The following is an 18,703-nucleotide window of genomic DNA, read 5'->3' as shown; positions in this document are numbered from 1 at the left end:
GATTCATGATGGGGCTTGGCCTGCGGGCCACAGGGGCACTGCATCAGCCCCCGGCAAGTACCTCCCGGGCGCACAGCAACAAGCCGTCGACCACCGCGGAAGGCGTTTGCGCACGGGTGGCCAGGCCCAGGGTCGCCCGTGGCTGTTCCAGGGCCAGCTGGCGAAAGTTCAGCCCGGGACGGGCCATCCGCTGCATCGAGGCCGGCACCAGGGCAATGCCCATGCCGGCCGACACCAGGTTGACCGCCGAAGACACCTGGGGGGCCTGCTGGTGGATCAGCGGGCTGAAGCCCTGGGCCCGGCAAGCGCTGACTATCTCGGCGCTCAGGCCGTAGCCGGACTTGCGCGAATAGAGGATGAAGCGCTCATCGCGCAGGTCCGCAAGATCCAGGCGCTCGCGAGCGAGCAAGGGATGGCTATCGGGCAGCACCACCATCAGCGGCTCCTCACTGAGGACCTGGAATGCCAGGTCGCCACCCCCGGCAAAAGGCGGACGGACGATGGCGGCATCGATCTGTCGCTCCAGCAGCCGGCCGACCAGGGTCTCGCTGTTGCCCTCCACCAGGTTGATCTGCACCTGCCGATAGCGCTGCTGGTAGAGACGCAGCAACGCGGTCATGCCCTCGTTGAACGAGGCCGACTCGGTGAACCCCAGGGTCAGGCTGCCGATCTCCCCGCGCGCGGCCCGCAGTGCCCGGACCTTGGCCTCTTCGGCCCGGGCCAGGATGTCCCGGGCACAAACCAGGAAGGTCTTGCCGGCATCGCTGAGGACGATGCCGCGGCCCTGGCGGTGAAACAGCGGCGTGCCGATTTCCTCTTCCAGTGCGCGGATCTGCTGGCCCAGCGGCGGTTGGGCGATGTGCAGGACCTGGGCCGCCTTGGTCAGGCTCTGGGCCTCGGCGGTGGCCACGAAGTAACGCAGGTGCCGGAGTTCCATGGAATGTTCTACGTTCTGATTTTGGATAATTAGAATATTAGACATAACAAATGCCCAGGGCCAAGCTTTGCCTATCCAAGCAACGACACCCGCCAGCCCTGGGAGGCACCATGAAAAACACAAGGAAACTACGCGATCTGTTGGCCAGCGGCGAAAGCCTGGTAGCCCCTGGCGTCTACGACGGGCTCTCGGCGCGCCTGGTGGAACTGGCCGGCTTTTCAGCCGTCTACGCCAGCGGCGGAGCCATCGCCCGCTCCGCGGCGCTGCCGGATATCGGCCTGTTGAGCTTCAGCGAGGTCCTGGAACGCGTGGAGAAGATCGTCGACGGCAGCGCTTTGCCGGTGATCGCCGATGCCGACACCGGGTTCGGCGGCAGTGCCAACGTCGAACGTACGGTACGTGCCTTCGAACGTGCCGGGGTGGCGGCACTGCACCTTGAAGACCAGGCGTTTCCCAAGCGCTGCGGGCACCTGGACGACAAGTCGCTGATCGATACCGAGCAGATGTGCCGCAAGCTGCGCGTCGCCCGCGAGGCCCTGGACGATCCGGACCTGGTGTTGATCGCCCGTACCGATGCGATCGCCGTCGAAGGCTTCGACGCCGCCCTGGAACGGGCGCAGCGTTATGTCGAGGCCGGTGCCGACATGATTTTCGTCGAGGCCCCGGAGACTCTTCAGCAGATCCGCGAAATCGCTGCCCGGATCCCCGGGCCCAAGCTGATCAACATGTTCCATGGCGGCAAGACCCCGATGATGCCGGTCGAGGAACTGGCGGCCCTGGGGTATCAGCTGGTGATCATCCCTTCCGACCTACAACGCGCGGCCATCCATGCCACGCAGCAAGTCCTGGCGCAGATCAAGCGCAGCGGCGACAGCTCGGCGCTGGCCAGCCAGTTGGTGAGTTTCCAGGAGCGCGAGCGCATCGTGCGCACCAGCCGCTACCTGGAGCTGGACCAGCGCTGATCGCCGCGCCGCCCGAACAGGCCATAGCGGTCCCAGCGATACGGCGCCAGGTCGATCGCCGGCTGGCGGCCAGCCACCAGGTCGCTGACGATCCGCGCCGAGCCGCAGGCCATGGTCCAGCCCATGGCGCCGTGGCCGCAGTTGAGTAGCAAGTTGCGCACTTGGCAGGTGCCGAGGAACGGCAGGTTGTCCGGGGTCATCGGCCGCTGTCCGAGCCATTGCGTCGCGGTAACGCCCTGCAGCTGCGGGCAGACCTGCTCGGCGAAACGCTGCAGGGCGGCAAAGCGCTGCTCGATCTTGCCCGGTCCGGGTTGCCCGACATCGGCGAACCCGGTGAAACGCAAGGTCTGGCCGAAGACCGCCCAGGCTACCTTGTGCGGGATCGACACCGCGCCGACGCTCGGCCGCGGGATCCGGCCCAGGGGATAGGACAGCGAGTACCCCGTCACCGGGTGAATCGGCAAGCGCAGCCCCAAGGGCGCCAGCAAAGGTGCCGAAGCCAGGCCGGCGGCGACCACCACGGCATCGGCGCGCCGCCGGCCCTGGTGGGTCCGCACCCCCACCGCCACCCCGGCTTCGACCTCGACCTCCAGCACCTGCTCAGCGAAACGCGCCACGGCCTTGGTCACGCAAGCACGCTCGATGGCTGCCTGGGCATAGCGGGCTGCATCTCCCGTGCCGTCCCGGGCGCAGTAGACCCCCTTGGCAAAACCCACCCGGGCCTGGGCCAGGAGCGGCTCGCGCTCCAGCACCTGCGCTGCATCCAGCTCGGCGAACGGCTCCCCCGCCGCTTGCAGCAACTGGACGTCGTGGGCACCGGGCCCCTGCCCCGGCCCGTACAGATAAAGGATGCCGGCTTGACGACCGCCATAGTCTTCGGCTGCCACGCCGCCCTGGCCGAACAACAGGTCCCGGGAGTAACTGGCCAGGACCAGGGCCGCCCGGGAGTTGGCCAGCCAGCGGGCCTCGCTGGCCTCGCCGGCGAACAGCGCCGCCCAACGCGCCAGGGCGCCGCTCCAGGGGCCGTGGATGCCAATGCCGTCGCCCAGGCCCAGCAGGGACTTGAGAGCAACCCCGACGACCCCTGGCTCGGCCCAGCTGAAGCAATGTCCGGGAGACACCAGGCCGGCGTTGGCGAAGCTGGCACCGGTGGCCGGCCGACCAGCCGCCTCGATGATTTCGACGCTATGGCCCGCCTCGGCCAGCGCCAGGGCTGTGGCCGCGCCGCTGATACCGGCGCCCACGACAATGATGTGCATGCAATGTCCTTGTATTGGAGAAGGTGCGGCACGGGCCGCAAGTGCTGCGAGGCGCTAGAGATGCCCAGCGTCCACCAGCGCGGCGACCCGGCCCTGGGCGCGACGCTGGTTGAGCAGGTAGCAAGCGGAGATGCCCAAGGTCCAGAACGCCCCGGCGTACAGCGAGACCCGGGTCTTGGGGTCGTAGCCGAGCATGAACACCACGAAGCCGACGAACAGCAGGCAGAGGACCGGGGTGATGTGCGCCAGGGGCAGCGGGAACTCCCGGGGCTGGCCACGCTGGCGGCGCCTGAACGCCAGGTAGGTGGCGGCGATCATGCCCCAGGTCCAGGCCACGTTGAACGCCAGCAGCGACATCATGTAGCCGAAGGCCCGGTCCGGCACCAGGTAGTTGAGCACCACGCCCAGGGCCATGCAGGCCACGGTGGCATATACCGCGCGAGCCGGGATGCCGTTGCCCCGGACCTTGGCGAACAGTCGCGGGGCCTGGCCTTCATCGGCCAGTTTCTTGAGGATCCGCGCGCCGCTGAACAGGATGCAGTTGAAGCTCGACAGCGCGGCGGTGATCACCACGAAGTTGATGATGCCGGCCGCCTGGCGAATCCCCAGGCGTTCGAAAGTGGTGACGAACGGACTGCCCTGGGTGCCGATCTGGTTCCAGGGATAGATGGCCAGAATCACCGCGATCGCCGCCACGTAGAACAGCAGGATGCGCCATACCACCGAGTTGATGGCCCGTGGGATGGTCTTGCGCGGGTTGTCCGATTCGGCCGCGGCGATGCCGATCATCTCCACGCCGGCAAAGGCATAGGCGACGATGGGCCAGGCCAGCAGCAGCCCGCTCGCGCCATGGGGAAACCAACCGCCGTGCTGCCACAGGTTGGACAAGCCCAGGGGCACCCCGGCATTGCCCCAGCCGACGAAGATCATCATGCCGCCGCCGACGACCAGGGCGAGGATGGTCACCACCTTGATCAGGGCGAACCAGAACTCGGCCTCACCGAAGGCGCGCACCGCCAGCAGGTTCAACGCACAGATCGCCGCGATCGAGGCGCAGACCCAGGTCCACTGCGGTACCTCGGGAAACCAGCTTTTCATGTAGATGCCCACGGCCGTGGACTCGGCCACGCCGACCCCGACCATCAGGATCCAGTAGTTCCAACTGGAGAGAAATCCCGCGTAGGGGCCCAGGTAGTGGTGGGCGTAGGCGGCAAACGAACCGGACACCGGGTTGTGCACGGTCATCTCGCCCAGGGCGCGCATGATCAGGAAGATCACCCCGCCGCTGAGCAGGTAGGCCAGGAGTACCGAGGGCCCTGCGGACTGGATGGCCGATGCCGAGCCGAGGAACAGACCGACGCCGATGGACATGCCCAGGGCCATGAAGGACAGCTGGCGCGAGCTCAGGAGTTTGTTTGCCATGTGGTTGATGCCTGCTTGATAGCCTGATTGTTATTGGTTGTTAGCTTCTAAGCCGCGACCGGGGCGAGGCATCGCTCCTGTCATCGCGGTTGGCTGCACGCTCGGTCCCTGAGTGCCCTGCCCCTCCTGGCCTTCCTGCAGGGAGGTGCGCTTCGCATAATTTGCGTATACGCAAATCCAATGAGACAACCGCAAAGGATTTTTTGCAAACATAATTTGCGTATACGAAAATTTTGCGACCTGCTCGACCCGCCAGGATGCCCCGGTAACAGCCACGCGATCGCCAGGCGTCGCGCCGCTTACCGGCAGGCAAAGAGGATGCTTCACAAGGGATGGAGCCTGCGCCCGGGCTGGCGCCGGGCCTCAGTGACCGGGCAAGCCCTGGCCCTGGCGAGCCAACAGGATTTGCTCGCTTTCGGCGGTGATGACCCCGATGACCTTGGCCAATTGCTTGCCGACGCTGATGTAGGCGTGGCCGATGCGGCTGTCGAAATACAACGAGTCGCCCTTGTCCAGGGCGGCCACCTCACCGGTTTCGAAGTGCACCTGGACCTTGCCCGAGATCACGTAGACGAACTCCACGCCGGCATGCCGGGCAAAATCCTCGGGGCCGTTGACCTGGCGCGCATGGATGGTGCCGAGTACCGGATTGATGGGCTTGCCCTTGGCCGCCGTGGCCAGGAACTCATAGGTGAACGACAACCCGCGGTAGGCCACGCCTTCCCCGGAACGGGTGATAACCGGGCCCTGCCCGGCCGGTGGTTGTTCGTAGGCATGGGAAAACAGCGTGCCCATGTCCAGTTGCAGGGTCTGGGCCAGGGCCGCGACATTCTCGTAGCCCAGGGCCAGTTGGCCGCGCTCGGCCCGGGATATGGTGGTGATCGAGACATTGGACCGGGCGGCGACCTGGGCCAGGGTCCAGCCCAACTGTTTGCGCGCAGTGCGCAAGCGAATGCCCAGGGTCTCGGGGTTCAGCAGGTTGGGAGCTGCGGCGGCGCGGGAGGTCTTGCTGTTCACGGCTTCTCCTTCGAAGGCCCGGCATTCTAGCACCTATCCCCCGGTGCTCCGGAACCTGCCGGGAAAGCGCAGATACAACTGCAGCCATGGGGGAAGGACGGCAGACTGCGCAAGTTATTTTCTTTATACGCAAATCCACCAGCAGTTAACCAGTCTTCTCCAGCCTGGGACCATGGGCTAGAGCAAGGCCGCCACTTGTTCGGCCGTGGCCTTGGCCGATTGCGGGTTCTGCCCTGTCACCAGGCGGCCATCGACCACCACCTTGGTGGTGAACGGCAACCAGGCCTTCTCGTAGCGTGCCCCACGCTGTTTCATCAGTTGCTCGACGTTGTACGGCACCTTGCCTGCCACGCCCGCCAGCACCTCCTCGATCCAGGCGTAACCAGTCAGGCGGCGCCCCTCCACCAGCAGCCGGCCGTCGCTGAGCCGCGTGTTGAGCAACCCGCAGTAGCCGTGGCAGACCGAAGACACGATGCCGCCCTGCTCGAAGATCTCCCGGGTCAGGCGCTGCAGGCCCGGGTCGTCGGGGAAATCCCACATCACTCCATGGCCGCCGGTGAAGTAGATGGCATCGAAGTCCGCGCCCTGCAACTCATCTGGATGAGCAGTGCGGGCCAGGCGCTGCAAGCTCGCCGGATCCTCCAGCCAGGCCTTGGCCGTGCCATCGAGCAATGGCCACTTCAACGCCCTGGGCTCCAGGGGCGAGGCGCCGCCTCTGGGGCTGACCAGGCGCTGCTCGTGCCCCCTGGCGGCGAACACCTGCCAGGCATGGGTCAGCTCCCCCAACCACAACCCGGTGGGTTGGCCGGGGTCGGCGTAATGGGCGACGTTGGTGACGACATGCAAGATGCGCTTGGCCATCGATAGGTACTCCGCACAGTGCCGGGACTGGCAAAAGGTTAGTCCACCAGGCTCGCAAACGCCCGGCAGGCAGGCTGGGTGGACGCCGCCCTGGTCACGCGGCAGCGCCGTCATTTGCCTGCTTGACATTAAGGTTAAGTTGAACGTTAGGGTTTACCCACCCCGGCCGGTATCGAGCGAACAGACGCCGGCCTTGCCCGGGGTATTCATCAGCGTGATGCACTCTCTGGAGAACTGGAACGTGAAACTTGCAACTGTCACCGCAATGGCCGGCGCACTCCTGGCCCCCCTGGCAAGTCCCGTGCTGGCGGACGCCACGGGCCATGCCGAAACCACGATGATCGATATCGCCGGCCATCCGGTGCCGGTGCTCAAGGGCGGCCTGTACGACCGCTATCGCTCCAACCCGCCACTGTCGGTGATCGAGGCCGAGGCGCCGGGAATGGACCTGAGCTGGTTCAAGCAACTGGCCAAGACCCGGGTCGACATGGGCTTCGAGTCCTACTCGCCGAACTTCTACTACAAGAACAGCCGTATCACCGCGGTCTATACCGCTGACCTGGCACGCCTGCGCGAGCTGATCCCGGCCGAGGTGCTGGCCCAGGTCCAGCCGCTGCAGGTCTGGCCCGGTCGCGGGCTGGTGGCCTTCACCGCCTACACCTACGACTACTGCGACAACGACAGCTACAACGAAATTGCCCTGTCGATCATCACCAACAAGCCGGGCAAGTCCAACCTCGGCCCCCTGACCCTGGTCGGCCAGTCCATCTCCAAGGACTTCTGGGGCTACGTGCTCAAGCTGCCGGTGAACACCGAACTGGCCCGGGTGCGTGGCGTGGTGGGCTACAACCTGCCCAAGTGGCTGACCGACATCAGCCGCCGCGAGGAAGCCCAGAGCCTGTCCTACGACATCATCGACAGCCAGACCGGCAACGTCGACGTGATCTTCAAGGGCAGCAAGCTTGCGGACCTGTCCCACGACGTCGGCATGGTGACCAACAGTTTCACCAACCTCGACCACAACGGCCAGCTGGCCTACGGCTACGCCACCTCGCGCCAGACCAGCCATGCCTCCAGCAGCAGCGCCGACGCCGCGCGCCTGATCCTGGGCGAAGGCAGCCTGTCCGACTACCTGCGTTCGCTGCAACTGGGCAAGTTGGTGAAATACGAGTACGTACCCGAGTTCCAGAGCGCGCTCTATGCCCCCAAGCCCCTGGCCAGCCTGAACGATAGCCACTGATCCCGGGTGTCCTGACGTGACCGGGACCGACCGCCAAGACGGCGGTCCCGGTGGCCACCGATCACTCGATGCGTATCTGGCCCGAACCCGGCAGGCTGCTGACCAGCCCGGCCCCGAGCAACTTCGCCGGGGTGTACGCGCCCCCTGCAGGGCGCTCGCCCGCCAGGTACTCGACCACTGCCAGGGCGCCACTGACGGTCAGGCTGTAGACATTGGCGGTGTGCACCCGGGCCACCTTGCGCTGGTCCTGGGCATTACGCGCCTCGCCCCATACATAGGTGCCCTGGTCGGCCCGCTTGGCATCGTCCGGGCCGGTCACGGTCTTGCCGATATGCGCCTTGAGGCGCTTCTGCACCCAGGCCAGGCCCAGCAGCGGACGGACCAGGTTGGCCAACCTGGCACCGCGGATCATCCCGGCCGACCCGGGGAGGAAGACCTCGATATTGGCAATGCCGGTGGTGTGGTAGGCGGTGGATACGTCGCCCCAGGGAATGGTCATGGCGAGCTTTTCACCGGCGCCGAAATCGATGCGCCGCACCTGGTAGGCCAGCGGCACCGTGACGATCTTGCCGTCGCGCCGCACCTTGCCACCCTGGGCCATGCCCTCCACCGAGGTCTTGGCCGTGCCGGGCGAGAAGCTCGAGCGCGAGTCGAAGCCCAGGGCCAGGTGCGTGGCATCGGGCAGTGCCGCCTTGAGCGCGGCGGCGACGCAGTCGGTGGGGATCACGTCGAAGCCCACGCCCGGGCAGATCACCACCCCCGCCTCCCGGGCTCGCAGCCCCAGGGCCTGGGCATGCTCGAAGACGGCGATTTCGCCGGTGATGTCCAGGTAGTGCGCCTTGGCATCCAGGCAGGCCTGCATCATCGGCGCTGCGGTGGCCGAGAACGGCCCGGCGCAGTGCAGGACCAGGTCCATGTCCTGGATGCGGGCCGCCAGCTGCGGTTCATCGAGCCCGAAGATCCGGGCCTCCAGGCCCAGCTCCCGGGCCAGCGGCTCGACTTTGTCGCGACTGCGTCCGGCCAGCACCGGACGCAAGCCGCGCTGGTGCGCTTCGCGGGCGATCAGCTCGCCAGTGTAGCCATAGGCGCCATAGATCATCCATTGCATCGGTTCGGCTGGGCTGGATCGTTCGTTCATGGTGCGGCTCCTGGCAGGGTTGGGCGAGGCGGCACGCTGCCCTCCTCGATCTGGCTGCGACGCTAACCTTCAAGCCCGGTTCAGGGTCAAGGGGCAAGCCCGGCTCGCCCGTCCTGCTCAAGGATAGAAAAGCAACAGGCCGAATACCGCGAACACTGCCAAATGCATGAACCCCTGGAGCGGCGAGGTGCGCTGGCCGCCGAAGCTCACCAGGGTGAGCCCGACGGTGATGGCGAACAGCAGCATCTCGGCAGCCGACAGCCCCATGATCACCTGCTTTTGGGTGATCAAGCCGATCACCAGCACCGCCGGCACCGTCAGCCCCACGGTGGAAACGAAGGCGCCCAGGCACAGGTTCAGGGTGCGCTGCATTTCATTGTTGCAGGCAGCCTTGATCGCCGTGATCGACTCGGGGGTGAAGACGATGATCGCGATCAGCACGCCGCCAACCGCCACCGGCGCCCCGGCCTGGGCGATGCCGTAGTCGGTGACCACCGCCAGGTAATGGGCCAGCAAAACGATGGGCAAGATGAGCCCAAGCAAGACCAGGGTGCGCAGGAGCATTTCCCGGCGATTGGCCGGCGGCTGCACGTCGGTCTCGGTGCCGGCTTGCGCCTGGGGAAGGTGCAGGCTACCGGCCGGCGGCTGGACGAAAAATCGCCGGTGGCTGCCCACCTGCAACCACAGGAAAGCACCGTACAACAACACCGTGATGGCCGAGACTCCCATGGCCTGGGTGGCGCTGAACTCACCGGCCCCGGAAGTGAAGTTCGGCAGCAGCAAGGCGATGCCGGTGAGCAGCACGATCATCGAGATGTAAGAACCTGCGCCCTGGGCGTTGTATTCCTGCTCGCCGTTGCGCGCAGCTCCAGCCACCAGGCACAGGCCGATGACCAGGTTCATGATGATCATCATCACCGCGAATATCGAATCCCTGCCGATGGTCGGCAGCTCCCCCGGGCCCAGGAGCATGGAGGCGATCAATATCACTTCGATCGAAACGATGGACAGGGTCAGGATCAACGTGCCGTAGGGTTCGCCCAGTTGCCGGGCCAGGTGGTCGGCCTCATGCACCACGCCGAACGCAGCGGCGAGGATGGTGCAGAACAGCAGCAAGAATACCCAGCTGGCGGTCAGTGGCTGCAGGGGCGCGGCCAGCAGCTCGCTCCCCTGGAAAAAGAACAGGCCCACCACCAGCCAGGAGCCGGCCAGGCGCAGGACTGTGGACAACGGCACTACTCGGGAAAGTTCGCTCATGTCGGTCTCATCTTCGGTTCATTGCACAAGGAACATAGCCCAGGCCATGGCAGGTTCCGGTTCGCGGTGAATCACTGGCTGGCACGCCCCTGTCCGGCGTTGCAGGGGGCGCCGGCGGGTAAGCCACGCCGGGCCTGGGCGCAGGCACGCAGCAACCGCGCGGCATGACGAAGAGGCTCGTGCGCAGCACAAGGGATGGAGCAGGCAGGGAAAAGTAGCGGGGACGCTGGCCATGGGGGCTTGCTCAGAAGCTTCGGGCCGTCCCGCATGTCGATCCTGGCCCCGGGGTCGTCCCCGGGCAGGTGGTTGAACGCGCCATGGAAGCGGCGCTGCGGCGCACTCTAGCACCGGTGTGCATGTCGATTCCAGAGTCAACTCCTGCGAATCCCGCGGCATTCAACCAGCGAATCTTGCTTCTGCAAGCCGGCGAATGCAGGCACACGATTATAGTGGCGAGGGTTATCCGAACTTGGCACAAGCGAGGCACACATGCGATCAGCCCATGGTGGCGAAGCTTCATCCCCCGGAATCGAACGCCTGGATTTCGGCCGGGTCTCGGTGTTCTTCGGCAAGCGCCACGGCAAGTACCCGGACGGCAACCAAGTGATGATCCGCGGGACGGACACCCTGGCGGCCTTCGATACCCCCATCGTCGCCAACTGCATCGGCCCCTGGTTCGATGCCACCGAGTTGGTGGTCCTGGGCCATGTCCACGAGGACCACATGGCCGGCCTGCATCGCCTGCCCCGAGCCAGCGTCCACGTCCACCAGGCAGACCTGGCCGCGGCCCGGAGCTGGGAGGGCCTGGCGGCAGCATTCGGGATCAGTCACCCGGATCAGGCCCGGGTCATGCTCGAGTACTTGCAGGGACAGTTCTTCTACGCCCCGCGCCCGGATGCCCAGGGCTACCAGGACGGCGCCTGTTGGGAACTGGGATGCTCCCGGATCCGCGCATTCCATATGCCCGGGCATACCGCCGGCCATACGGTGCTTTTAGTCGAGCCCGAGGGCGTGGCCTTCATCGGCGATATCGACTTGACCGGCTTCGGGCCCTACTACGGCGACGCCACATCCAACCTGGGGGATTTTCGCCGCAGCCTGCAGCGCTTGCCGGATATCCCGGCCAAGGTCTGGGTCACTTCGCACCACCGGGGCGTCTACACCGATCGTGACAGTTTCCTCAATGCCCTGGCGGCGTTCGCCAGCAAGCTCGATGAGCGTGAAAACCGGCTCCTGGCCTGGCTCGACGAGCAACCACAAGCACTCGAACAACTGGTGCAACGCGGGCTGCTGTACCCACCGGGACACACCGCGCCCTGGGTGTCGAGCGCCGAGCGGCGCACCATTGCCCAGCACCTGGCCGAGCTGCAGCAGGCCGGCCGGGTGCAGCAGGACGAACAAGGACGCTACCGCCCCGGCTGAGGGTGTCCGGATGGCTGCGCTACGTTCGAGGTTCGGCATGCCGCCCACCGAGCGTCCGGCACCTGATCAAGCGTGACTGGCCACCAGCACGCCCATGCCGATCATGGCCAGGATCTGCGTGAAGAAGAACGCGAAACGCCAGCTGGCGACCTTGTCGGTCTGTGGCAGGCAGATATGCACCAGGCTCTGGGCCATGCGCGCAGCCAGCATCAGCAGTGCCAGGCCGTCCAGGGCGCCGCTGGTGACGGCCGATACATGGATCGCCAGCACGATGGCGCCATACACCGGCAGGTTCTCCACGCAATTGCGGTGTGCAGCCATGGCCCGCTGGTACCAATCGCTGCCCTGGGGCTTGTTCGGCTGCCACTCGCTCACCGTGGCGCGACCGGTCAGGATGCGCGACCAGCGATAGACGCCGACCGTGCCGAACAAGATGAGCAACGTCCAGCCGGCAAATGCCAACAGGACCCAAGTGGGCGTATTCACTCTGGACCTTCCTGATTGATGGATAATGGCGGGGTTTGCACAGCACTCAAGGTGCTGGCAGGCTCACGACGCTCCGGTTGCCTTGAGCCCGAACCATAATATTAGAATTATCTAAATTAGCAATTACTAATTTAATGGATTACCTGTTCCCATGACTCCAGAACCCATTGGCGACGACGAGCGCTTTCTCGTCGAAGGCGCGCAGAAAGCCGCTACTCTGCTGCGCGCAATCAGCAATGAATACCGCCTGCAGGTGCTGTGCCTGCTGATCGAGCATGGGGAAATCACCGTGGGTGGCCTGCTGCAGCGCATCACGCTGAGCCAGTCGGCCCTGTCCCAGCACCTGGCGAAGATGCGCGAGGAAGGCCTGGTGGCCTTCCGTCGCGAAGCCCAGACCCTGTACTACCGCATCGACAATCCCGACGTGGCAAAGATCATCGCCACCCTCAAGAGCATCTACCGCCCCTGACGACCACTCGCCGGCCCTATACCCGCGCGATCACCAGTTGTTCGAAGACCGGTGCCCGCAGGCGGTCCGTGCGCCCGGCGAAGTAACGTTGCTCCAGCTCGGCCGGTGCGACCAGTAGCGCCTCGGCAAATCCCAGCTCCAGCAGCCAGTGCTGCAACTGCCCGGGGTCGAAGCGGCTGATCCAGGGTTCGCCGCGAGCGGCAGCCAGGCTGGAAAACACCTGCACCGCCTCCTGGTCCAGGCCATCGAGCCCCGGATCCTTGATGATGAAACTCATCACCAGGCCACTACCGACGGGGAGCGCCAGCACATCTTCCAGGGTGCGCTGGATCGCCGCCCGCTCCAGGTACTGGGTGACGCCGAGCCAGGACAGGAAGGTCGGCACTTGGGGATCGAAGCCGACGGTTTCCAGGCCCTGGCGCAGGGTCATGCGCTCGAAATCCATGGCACAGAAACTGAGGTTGCGCGGAATGCCGATGCGCGCCGCGTGCAGGTAATCGCGCTTGCATGCCTGGGAGGCAGGGTGGTCGACTTCGATCAGGCGTATGCCCCGGGCCCAGTCGGGCTGGCGATAGGCGAAAGTATCCAAGCCCGCCCCGAGCATCAGGTATTGCCCTGCCCCAGCCGCTACCGCTCGATGCAGTTCATCTTCGGCCAAGCGATTGCGCATAACGAACAACGCCCGGGCCAGGCACTGCACCGGCCCTTGGAAGTCGTCGGCCCGGGCCTGGATCTGCGCCGCACTGGAGCCCTCGACCAGGCCGACCACCACCGGGTCGTCGACCACCTTGGGGTGCTGGTCAAGTACCTGGTGGGCGGCACGGGCGATGGAGGTGTAGATCGCGGTCCAGCTGGCCGTTACATTCTGCATGGCGGTTTCCTGTCGGTTGCATGAGAAATCCACCGGCCCCGGCAACGCCGCCTGGTCTGGCAGGTGCCGGGCCGGCTTGCCTTACTGGCTAGGCCAGTGCCTGGCGCACGTAGCGGGCAATGGCCTCCACGGTCGGGTGGTTCCAGATGAGCGTGGGCGGCAGGTCGATCCGGTAGCGCTGCTTCAGGCGAATCCGCAGTGCCACGCTGAGCAGCGAATCCATGCCCTTCTCCACCAGCGACCGCTGGGGGTTGATGTCCTCGGGGGCACAACGCAGTTCAGCCGCGATCAACGCCTGGATGTCTTGCGCCAGCCACTGCCCAAGCTGCTCGTCGGGCACCGCGCGCCAGGGATCGAGTGACGTCACTTGCGCCGCCTCTTGCGCGGCGTCGCACAGCAGCCTGCTCAACACCGGCAGTGGCTGGCCGAGGTCCGCCGAGCGCTGCACGCGAAATACCGCCGCATAGGGTGCACCACAGTCCTGGGCCAACTGCCAGGACGACAGTGCCGTGGGGATACTCAGAGCCCCCAGGCCATTGGCCGCGCATTCGCGCAGGGTCGCGTCGATATTGCTGGACATCCCCAACTGCTCCCAGGCCATCCAGGCGATGCTCAGGGTCCGCTGACCGTCCTGCCCTGCCCGATACCTGGCGAAGCCATCCATGAAGGCATTCGCCGCGGCATAACCGGCCTGCCCCGAGGGGCGCGCCAGCTGCCCGCTGGAGGAGAACAGCACCAGGAAGTCCAGGCTCCCGGGAGGAAACGCCCGCTCCAGGGCCAGGGTCCCGGTGACCTTGGCCCGCAGCACCTGGGACAGGCTGGCGCGCTGCAGATGCTCGATCATGCCGCCCTTGAAGACGCCAGCGGCGTGCACCACGCCGCGTATCGCCGGCAGGCCCAGGGCCGACTCGGACAACGCCTCGGCCACCTTCGCCGTATCGGCGATGTCCAGCGCCAGGGGCAGCACCGTCACGCCCTGGCGCTCCAGCGCACGGATGCCGTCGATCACCAAGCGTTGTTGCGGATCCTGCAGCGCGGGCCAGGCGCTGCGTGCCGGCAAGCCTTGGCGGCCGATCAGCACCAGGCGCCGTGCACCCTGGTTCACCAGGTGCTGGGCGGCCTGCAGGCCCAGGGCGCCGAAGCCGCCGGTGATGGCGTAGGTGGCGTCCGGAACGCATTGCGGCTTGCCCTTAGGGCCTGGCGCGACTGCCTCCTGCAAGCGCAGGACCTGGCAGGCCTGGGTACCGATGGCCAGCACATCCTCGCTCTTGTGCCCCAGGGCGCCTCGTAGCAGGCCGAAGGTGCTGTCGCTGTTCAAGGCTGCCGGATCGATGTCGATCAAGCCTGCCCAGAGGCCTGGCTGTTCTCCGGCGACGATCCGCGCCACGCCCCACAGCGGCGACTGGGCCAGGGCGGTCCGGTTGGCCATGGCCTTGACTCCGAAGGTCACGCAACCCAGGCGCAGGGATGGCTGCTCCAGGGCCAGGCGCTGGACCTGCTGTGTAGCTTGCAGCAGGCGCCAGGCATTGGCCTCGACCGCATCCGACAACGCCTCATCGTCTGCCGGTACGCTGCCGAGCACTAGCACCAGCGTCGGCTGTCCGTTCAAGCGCAATTCGGCGCCGTCTCGTACCCGGGCATGCTCGATCCCGGCCCGGCGCAGCCCCAGGGACAAACGCTGCGCGGCATCGTCGTCCGATCCGAGGAGCACCAACTGCGGCAGCGGCTCGGTGGGGGGCTCGAAGCGACAGGTCTCCCAGTCTTCGACGAACACCGTCGCACTGCTGCCGTGGGCCAGTTCGTCCTGGCGGTCCACCGTCATGAACACCAGGCCTTCGATGCGCGCGGCCAGCTCTCCCCGCTCATCGAGCACCAGCAGGTCGATGGGCTGGCGCTCGCCAGTGCGCGGCGCCAGTTCGGCGAACAGGGTAAAGATCTCCGGTGGCGTGGGCCTCGCGCACAACGAGGCGATAGCCGCCGGCATGCGCAACAGATCGTCATCCGGCAACAACAGCGGCAGGCTGGTCAGCGCGGCATCCAGCACCACCGCCCAACTGTTGGCCTGGTTCGGGCCGAGCTGCGCCTGGATCGTCGCCATCAGCCGGCCCGGCCCGCGCCGCAACGAACGGATATGCCACCGGAAGCCGTAGTCGGCGATACCCCGGCGCCGGTACATCGGCTCGAGCTGCGGCCACTCCAGCGACTCGGGGCAGTCAACCTGCCAGGCCGCCACTTCGGGCGCCGGGCCTTGCAGCTCGGTGTTCCAGTCCAGGCTGGCGGTGGTATGGGTCAACCAGCCCATTTCGCGCTCCTGCTCGGATTGCACCGTTTCATCGTCAAGTCGGCTGCACAGGCGGATCTGCTGGCCCTGCCTGACGATCTGGATATCCCGTGTACCTTCCACCGCCACGGGTGTGCGCAACACCACGTCACGCAGGGTCGGCAGATGCCCGTCCCGCGTCCCGGCCTGCATGAAACTGTTCAGCAAGGCCGCCGCTGGCAAGATCTCCACGCCACAGATCGGATGGCTGCCCGGATAGGGACGCAGTTCGAAATCCAGCCGCGTGCGCCAGATGTCACAGGGCGGCGCACTGCGCACCAGCTGGTGGCTGCCCAACAACGAATGCCGCAGCGGATCGTGGCCCTTGCCCAGGTTGGCCCGCACCGGCAAGGCCGTGGTCCAGTAGCGCTGGTGGTTCCAGCCCATGCTCGGCAGATCGAGCAAGGCTCCCGGAGCCGGCCATTGCAGGTCGGCGCCGTGGCAATACAGACGAGCGAGGCTAGCGAGCAGTTCCGGATACTCCGGCCGCCCCTCCCTGAGGCTCGGGCACACCATTACGTGTTCGCGCCCGCAAGCATCGGCGGTCTCCTTCAGGGCATGGGCGACGATGGGCTTGCTGGACACCTCAAGGTACAGCTCGAAGCCATCCTCCAGGGCTGCCGTCACCGCTTGCTCGAAAAGCACCGGGTTACGTGAGTTCGCGCACCAGAAGTCCGCATCCCGAGGCGCCAGGGCCCGGGGATCGCCCAGGGACGAGTTGTACATGGGCAGGCGCGGCGTCAGGCAGCGCAGTTCGCCAGCGGCTTGGCGGATATCCTCCAGGACCTGGTCGATGTGTGGACTGTGGAACGCCACATCGCTCGCCACGCGCCGCGGCACCAACCCCTCCTCGGCCCACTCACCGGCGAGCCGCTCGACCTCGCCGGCCGTACCGGAAATCACCGTGGACGAGGGGCTGGCGGCGATTGCCGCGACCACCTGTGCGCGCCCCTCCAGGCGCCTGGCGGCCTCGGCGAATGGCAGGTTGACCATGACCATAGCCCCCTGGCCGGACAGGCGCTGGTAAAGCGCCGCCCGGCGGCAGGCAAAACGCGCGGCCGATTGCTTGTCCAGGGCGCCGGCGACCACCGCCGCGGCGATCTCACCGGTGGAATAGCCGATCACTGCCTGGGGCTCGAGCCCCAGGCTGCGCCAAAGCGCCGCCAAGGCCAGCTGCAAGGCAAAGGTCGTGGCCTGGATACGCTCCACCGAATCGAACCCGCCCTGCTCCAGCGCCTCGCGGGGCGTGTACCCCAGCTCAGCACTGAACACCTCGGCCAGACTGTCCAGTTCAGCGGCGAATACCGGCTGGCTAGCCAGCAGCTCCCGGCCCATGCCATGCCACTGCGCACCATGTCCGGAGAACACCCAGACCGGCCCTCGCCCGGCCAGCACCGAGCCGCTGAAACAGCGCTCACTATCGCTGCCTGCCGCCATCTGGCCCAAGGCCTCGAGCAACTCAGTGGAATTGCTCGCCAACAATGCGCCCCTGGCAGGCAAGTGCGCGCGTCGTTGCCCGAGGGTATGGGCGATATCTTCCAGCGCGGCCTCGGGGTGCTGTTGCACCCAATGGGCAAGGCGCGCGGCGCTGTGACGCAAGTTCTGCGGCGCCTGCCCGGACAGCGGGAACAGTCGTGTCCCGCAAGGCGGTTGGGCACCCGGCCGCGCCTGGGGTGTCACCGGCGCAGCCTCGATGATCGCGTGGGCGATGGTACCGCCCACGCCGAAACAAGAGACACCGGCCCGCCTGGGCGAACCGGTGTCCGGCCATGGTCTGAGGCTGGAAACCACCTCGATGCCCGAAGTGCTCCAGTCGACCTCGTCGGTCAGGTTCTCGTACAAGCTACGCGGCAGCTGCCCGTGGTTCAGCGCCAGCACAGCCTTGATCAAGCCGGCGATGCCGGCGCCCGCTTCCAGGTGGCCGATATTGGGCTTGACTGAGCCCACCAGGCATTTCTCGCTGCCGCTGCGCGTGCTGCCGAACACCCGGGAAATCGCCGTCAGCTCGGCCTTGTCCCCCAGGCGGGTGCCGGTGCCATGGGCCTCCACGTACTGCACCGAGGCACAGGGAATATCGGCCTGGCGATAGACTTGGCGCAGCATCAGCTCCTGGGCTTCGCCATTGGGCGCCATCATCCCGGCGCTGTGACCGTCCTGGAACACCCCCGAACCCCGGACCAGGGCCAGTATCCGGTCCTGGTCACGCAATGCATCCTCCAGGCGCTTGAGGACCAGCACCCCCGCTCCTTCCCCGCGGCCATAACCGTCGGCAGCGCTATCGAAGGATTTGCAGCGACCATCGGCCGCCGTGGCGCCCGAGGCATCCAGCGCCAGACTCAAACCGGGGAATGTCATCAGGTTCACCGCCGCCACCAGGGCCAGCCCGGTACTGCCATCGCGCAGGCTCTGACAGGCCAGGTGCAGCGCCGTGAGCGAGCCGGCACAGGCGGTGTCGACCACCAGGCTGGGGCCGTGAAGGTCGAGGATGTAGGACACCCGGTTGGCGATGCCGAACAACATCCCGCCGTTGACCACCCAGGGCTCGATATGACTCAGGTCGGCCAGCATCCGGTGCCCGTAGTCGAACGAATTGGCGGCGGCGAATACCCCCGCCTCGCTGCCCTTGATCATCAATGGCGGGATGCCAGCGTGCTCGAGCGCCTCCCAGGCCAGTTCCAGGATCATCCGCTGCTGCGGGTCCAGGGACTGCGCCTCACGGGCAGAAATACCGAAGAATCCCGGATCGAAATGATCGATCCGCTCCATGAAGCATCCACGGCGCGTGGCCTTCTTCAGCGCCGCCGCCACTTCGGGACTGCTGTTCTCATAATCGGCCCAGCGGTCGCCGGGCAAGTCACCGACCGCACAGCGGCCTTGAACCAGAAAGTCCCAATAACTCTCCAGGCTGGAAAGTTGCGGTGCGAAGCGACAGCTCATTCCAACAATCGCGATGGGCTGCAAGCCCGCATGCTGACCCATACCTTGTGCAGGGCGCTGTTCGTCGTCCATGACGCACTCCTGAATATATCCATTTCGTTAGTT

General features: G+C 66.2%; 14 protein-coding genes. 4 read left to right on the top strand and 10 right to left on the bottom strand.

Annotated elements, in window-relative coordinates; all coding sequences use genetic code 11:
* Positions 1-43 precede the first annotated feature (43 nt).
* Complete coding sequence (locus C4K40_RS15140; protein ID WP_053129803.1) at positions 44-937, bottom strand: LysR family transcriptional regulator; 894 nt, start codon at positions 935-937, stop codon at positions 44-46.
* A gap of 110 nt (positions 938-1,047) precedes the next feature.
* Between C4K40_RS15140 and C4K40_RS15135 the strand changes: the two genes are divergently transcribed.
* A complete protein-coding gene (locus tag C4K40_RS15135; RefSeq protein ID WP_031320530.1) occupies positions 1,048-1,899 on the top strand; it encodes an oxaloacetate decarboxylase in 852 nt (283 codons plus the stop codon).
* Here C4K40_RS15135 and C4K40_RS15130 read toward each other — a convergent pair.
* From C4K40_RS15130 to C4K40_RS15115, 4 genes are all read right to left on the bottom strand, one after another.
* Positions 1,875-3,158, bottom strand: a complete 1,284-nt coding sequence (locus C4K40_RS15130) for an FAD-dependent oxidoreductase (RefSeq protein WP_053129801.1) — start codon at positions 3,156-3,158, stop codon at positions 1,875-1,877. The genes C4K40_RS15135 and C4K40_RS15130 overlap by 25 nt on opposite strands.
* 54 nt (positions 3,159-3,212) lie before the next feature.
* On the bottom strand, positions 3,213-4,580 hold the full coding sequence (locus C4K40_RS15125; protein ID WP_053129799.1) for an amino acid permease: 1,368 nt from the start codon (positions 4,578-4,580) through the stop codon (positions 3,213-3,215).
* A 363-nt stretch (positions 4,581-4,943) separates the two neighbouring features.
* Positions 4,944-5,597 carry a helix-turn-helix domain-containing protein gene (locus C4K40_RS15120; protein ID WP_053129798.1) on the bottom strand — a complete coding sequence of 218 codons (654 nt, stop codon included), beginning with the start codon at positions 5,595-5,597 and terminating at the stop codon, positions 4,944-4,946.
* Positions 5,598-5,774: 177 nt separating this feature from the next.
* A complete protein-coding gene (locus C4K40_RS15115; RefSeq protein WP_053129795.1) occupies positions 5,775-6,458 on the bottom strand; it encodes a type 1 glutamine amidotransferase domain-containing protein in 684 nt (227 codons plus the stop codon).
* Positions 6,459-6,699: 241 nt separating this feature from the next.
* Here C4K40_RS15115 and C4K40_RS15110 point away from each other — a divergent pair, with 241 nt between their 5' ends.
* Complete coding sequence (locus C4K40_RS15110; protein WP_053129792.1) at positions 6,700-7,698, top strand: hypothetical protein; 999 nt, start codon at positions 6,700-6,702, stop codon at positions 7,696-7,698.
* Positions 7,699-7,759: 61 nt separating this feature from the next.
* On the opposite strand, the gene C4K40_RS15105 is transcribed toward C4K40_RS15110, so the two are convergent.
* Positions 7,760-8,836 carry a trans-acting enoyl reductase family protein gene (locus tag C4K40_RS15105; RefSeq protein WP_053129790.1) on the bottom strand — a complete coding sequence of 359 codons (1,077 nt, stop codon included), beginning with the start codon at positions 8,834-8,836 and terminating at the stop codon, positions 7,760-7,762.
* Between the two features lie 117 nt (positions 8,837-8,953).
* Positions 8,954-10,093, bottom strand: a complete 1,140-nt coding sequence (locus tag C4K40_RS15100; protein ID WP_053129787.1) for a calcium:proton antiporter — start codon at positions 10,091-10,093, stop codon at positions 8,954-8,956.
* Positions 10,094-10,582: 489 nt separating this feature from the next.
* On the opposite strand from C4K40_RS15100, the gene C4K40_RS15095 reads away from it, so the two are divergent.
* Positions 10,583-11,515 carry an MBL fold metallo-hydrolase gene (locus tag C4K40_RS15095; RefSeq protein ID WP_053129784.1) on the top strand — a complete coding sequence of 311 codons (933 nt, stop codon included), beginning with the start codon at positions 10,583-10,585 and terminating at the stop codon, positions 11,513-11,515.
* A 66-nt stretch (positions 11,516-11,581) separates the two neighbouring features.
* Here C4K40_RS15095 and C4K40_RS15090 read toward each other — a convergent pair whose 3' ends face one another.
* Positions 11,582-12,001, bottom strand: a complete 420-nt coding sequence (locus C4K40_RS15090; protein WP_022640971.1) for an MAPEG family protein — start codon at positions 11,999-12,001, stop codon at positions 11,582-11,584.
* 151 nt (positions 12,002-12,152) lie between these two features.
* On the opposite strand from C4K40_RS15090, the gene C4K40_RS15085 reads away from it, so the two are divergent.
* Positions 12,153-12,470, top strand: a complete 318-nt coding sequence (locus C4K40_RS15085; protein ID WP_022640972.1) for a metalloregulator ArsR/SmtB family transcription factor — start codon at positions 12,153-12,155, stop codon at positions 12,468-12,470.
* A 16-nt stretch (positions 12,471-12,486) separates the two neighbouring features.
* Here the strand turns inward: C4K40_RS15085 and C4K40_RS15080 are convergent, their stop codons facing one another.
* Complete coding sequence (locus tag C4K40_RS15080; RefSeq protein WP_053129781.1) at positions 12,487-13,341, bottom strand: SAM-dependent methyltransferase; 855 nt, start codon at positions 13,339-13,341, stop codon at positions 12,487-12,489.
* Between the two features lie 88 nt (positions 13,342-13,429).
* Entirely contained in the window at positions 13,430-18,640 is a 5,211-nt protein-coding gene (locus C4K40_RS15075; protein WP_053131344.1) for a type I polyketide synthase, read from the bottom strand.
* Positions 18,641-18,703: the final 63 nt, after the last annotated feature.

Source organism: Pseudomonas sp. CMR5c (assembly GCF_003850545.1).
Classification (GTDB): domain Bacteria; phylum Pseudomonadota; class Gammaproteobacteria; order Pseudomonadales; family Pseudomonadaceae; genus Aquipseudomonas; species Aquipseudomonas piscis.
Note: the sequence above shows the minus strand (reverse complement) of the source record. Positions and strands in the feature narration are given on the sequence as shown.

What these genes read in the sequence shown, in the direction of transcription:
- C4K40_RS15140 (WP_053129803.1), bottom strand. Translation starts at nt 937, where the DNA reads ATGGAACTCCGGCACCTGCGTTACTTCGTGGCCACCGCCGAGGCCCAG.
- C4K40_RS15135 (WP_031320530.1), top strand. Translation starts at nt 1,048, where the DNA reads ATGAAAAACACAAGGAAACTACGCGATCTGTTGGCCAGCGGCGAAAGC.
- C4K40_RS15130 (WP_053129801.1), bottom strand. Translation starts at nt 3,158, where the DNA reads ATGCACATCATTGTCGTGGGCGCCGGTATCAGCGGCGCGGCCACAGCC.
- C4K40_RS15125 (WP_053129799.1), bottom strand. Translation starts at nt 4,580, where the DNA reads ATGGCAAACAAACTCCTGAGCTCGCGCCAGCTGTCCTTCATGGCCCTG.
- C4K40_RS15115 (WP_053129795.1), bottom strand. Translation starts at nt 6,458, where the DNA reads ATGGCCAAGCGCATCTTGCATGTCGTCACCAACGTCGCCCATTACGCC.
- C4K40_RS15105 (WP_053129790.1), bottom strand. Translation starts at nt 8,836, where the DNA reads ATGAACGAACGATCCAGCCCAGCCGAACCGATGCAATGGATGATCTAT.
- C4K40_RS15100 (WP_053129787.1), bottom strand. Translation starts at nt 10,093, where the DNA reads ATGAGCGAACTTTCCCGAGTAGTGCCGTTGTCCACAGTCCTGCGCCTG.
- C4K40_RS15095 (WP_053129784.1), top strand. Translation starts at nt 10,583, where the DNA reads ATGCGATCAGCCCATGGTGGCGAAGCTTCATCCCCCGGAATCGAACGC.
- C4K40_RS15085 (WP_022640972.1), top strand. Translation starts at nt 12,153, where the DNA reads ATGACTCCAGAACCCATTGGCGACGACGAGCGCTTTCTCGTCGAAGGC.
- C4K40_RS15080 (WP_053129781.1), bottom strand. Translation starts at nt 13,341, where the DNA reads ATGCAGAATGTAACGGCCAGCTGGACCGCGATCTACACCTCCATCGCC.
- C4K40_RS15075 (WP_053131344.1), bottom strand. Translation starts at nt 18,640, where the DNA reads ATGGGTCAGCATGCGGGCTTGCAGCCCATCGCGATTGTTGGAATGAGC.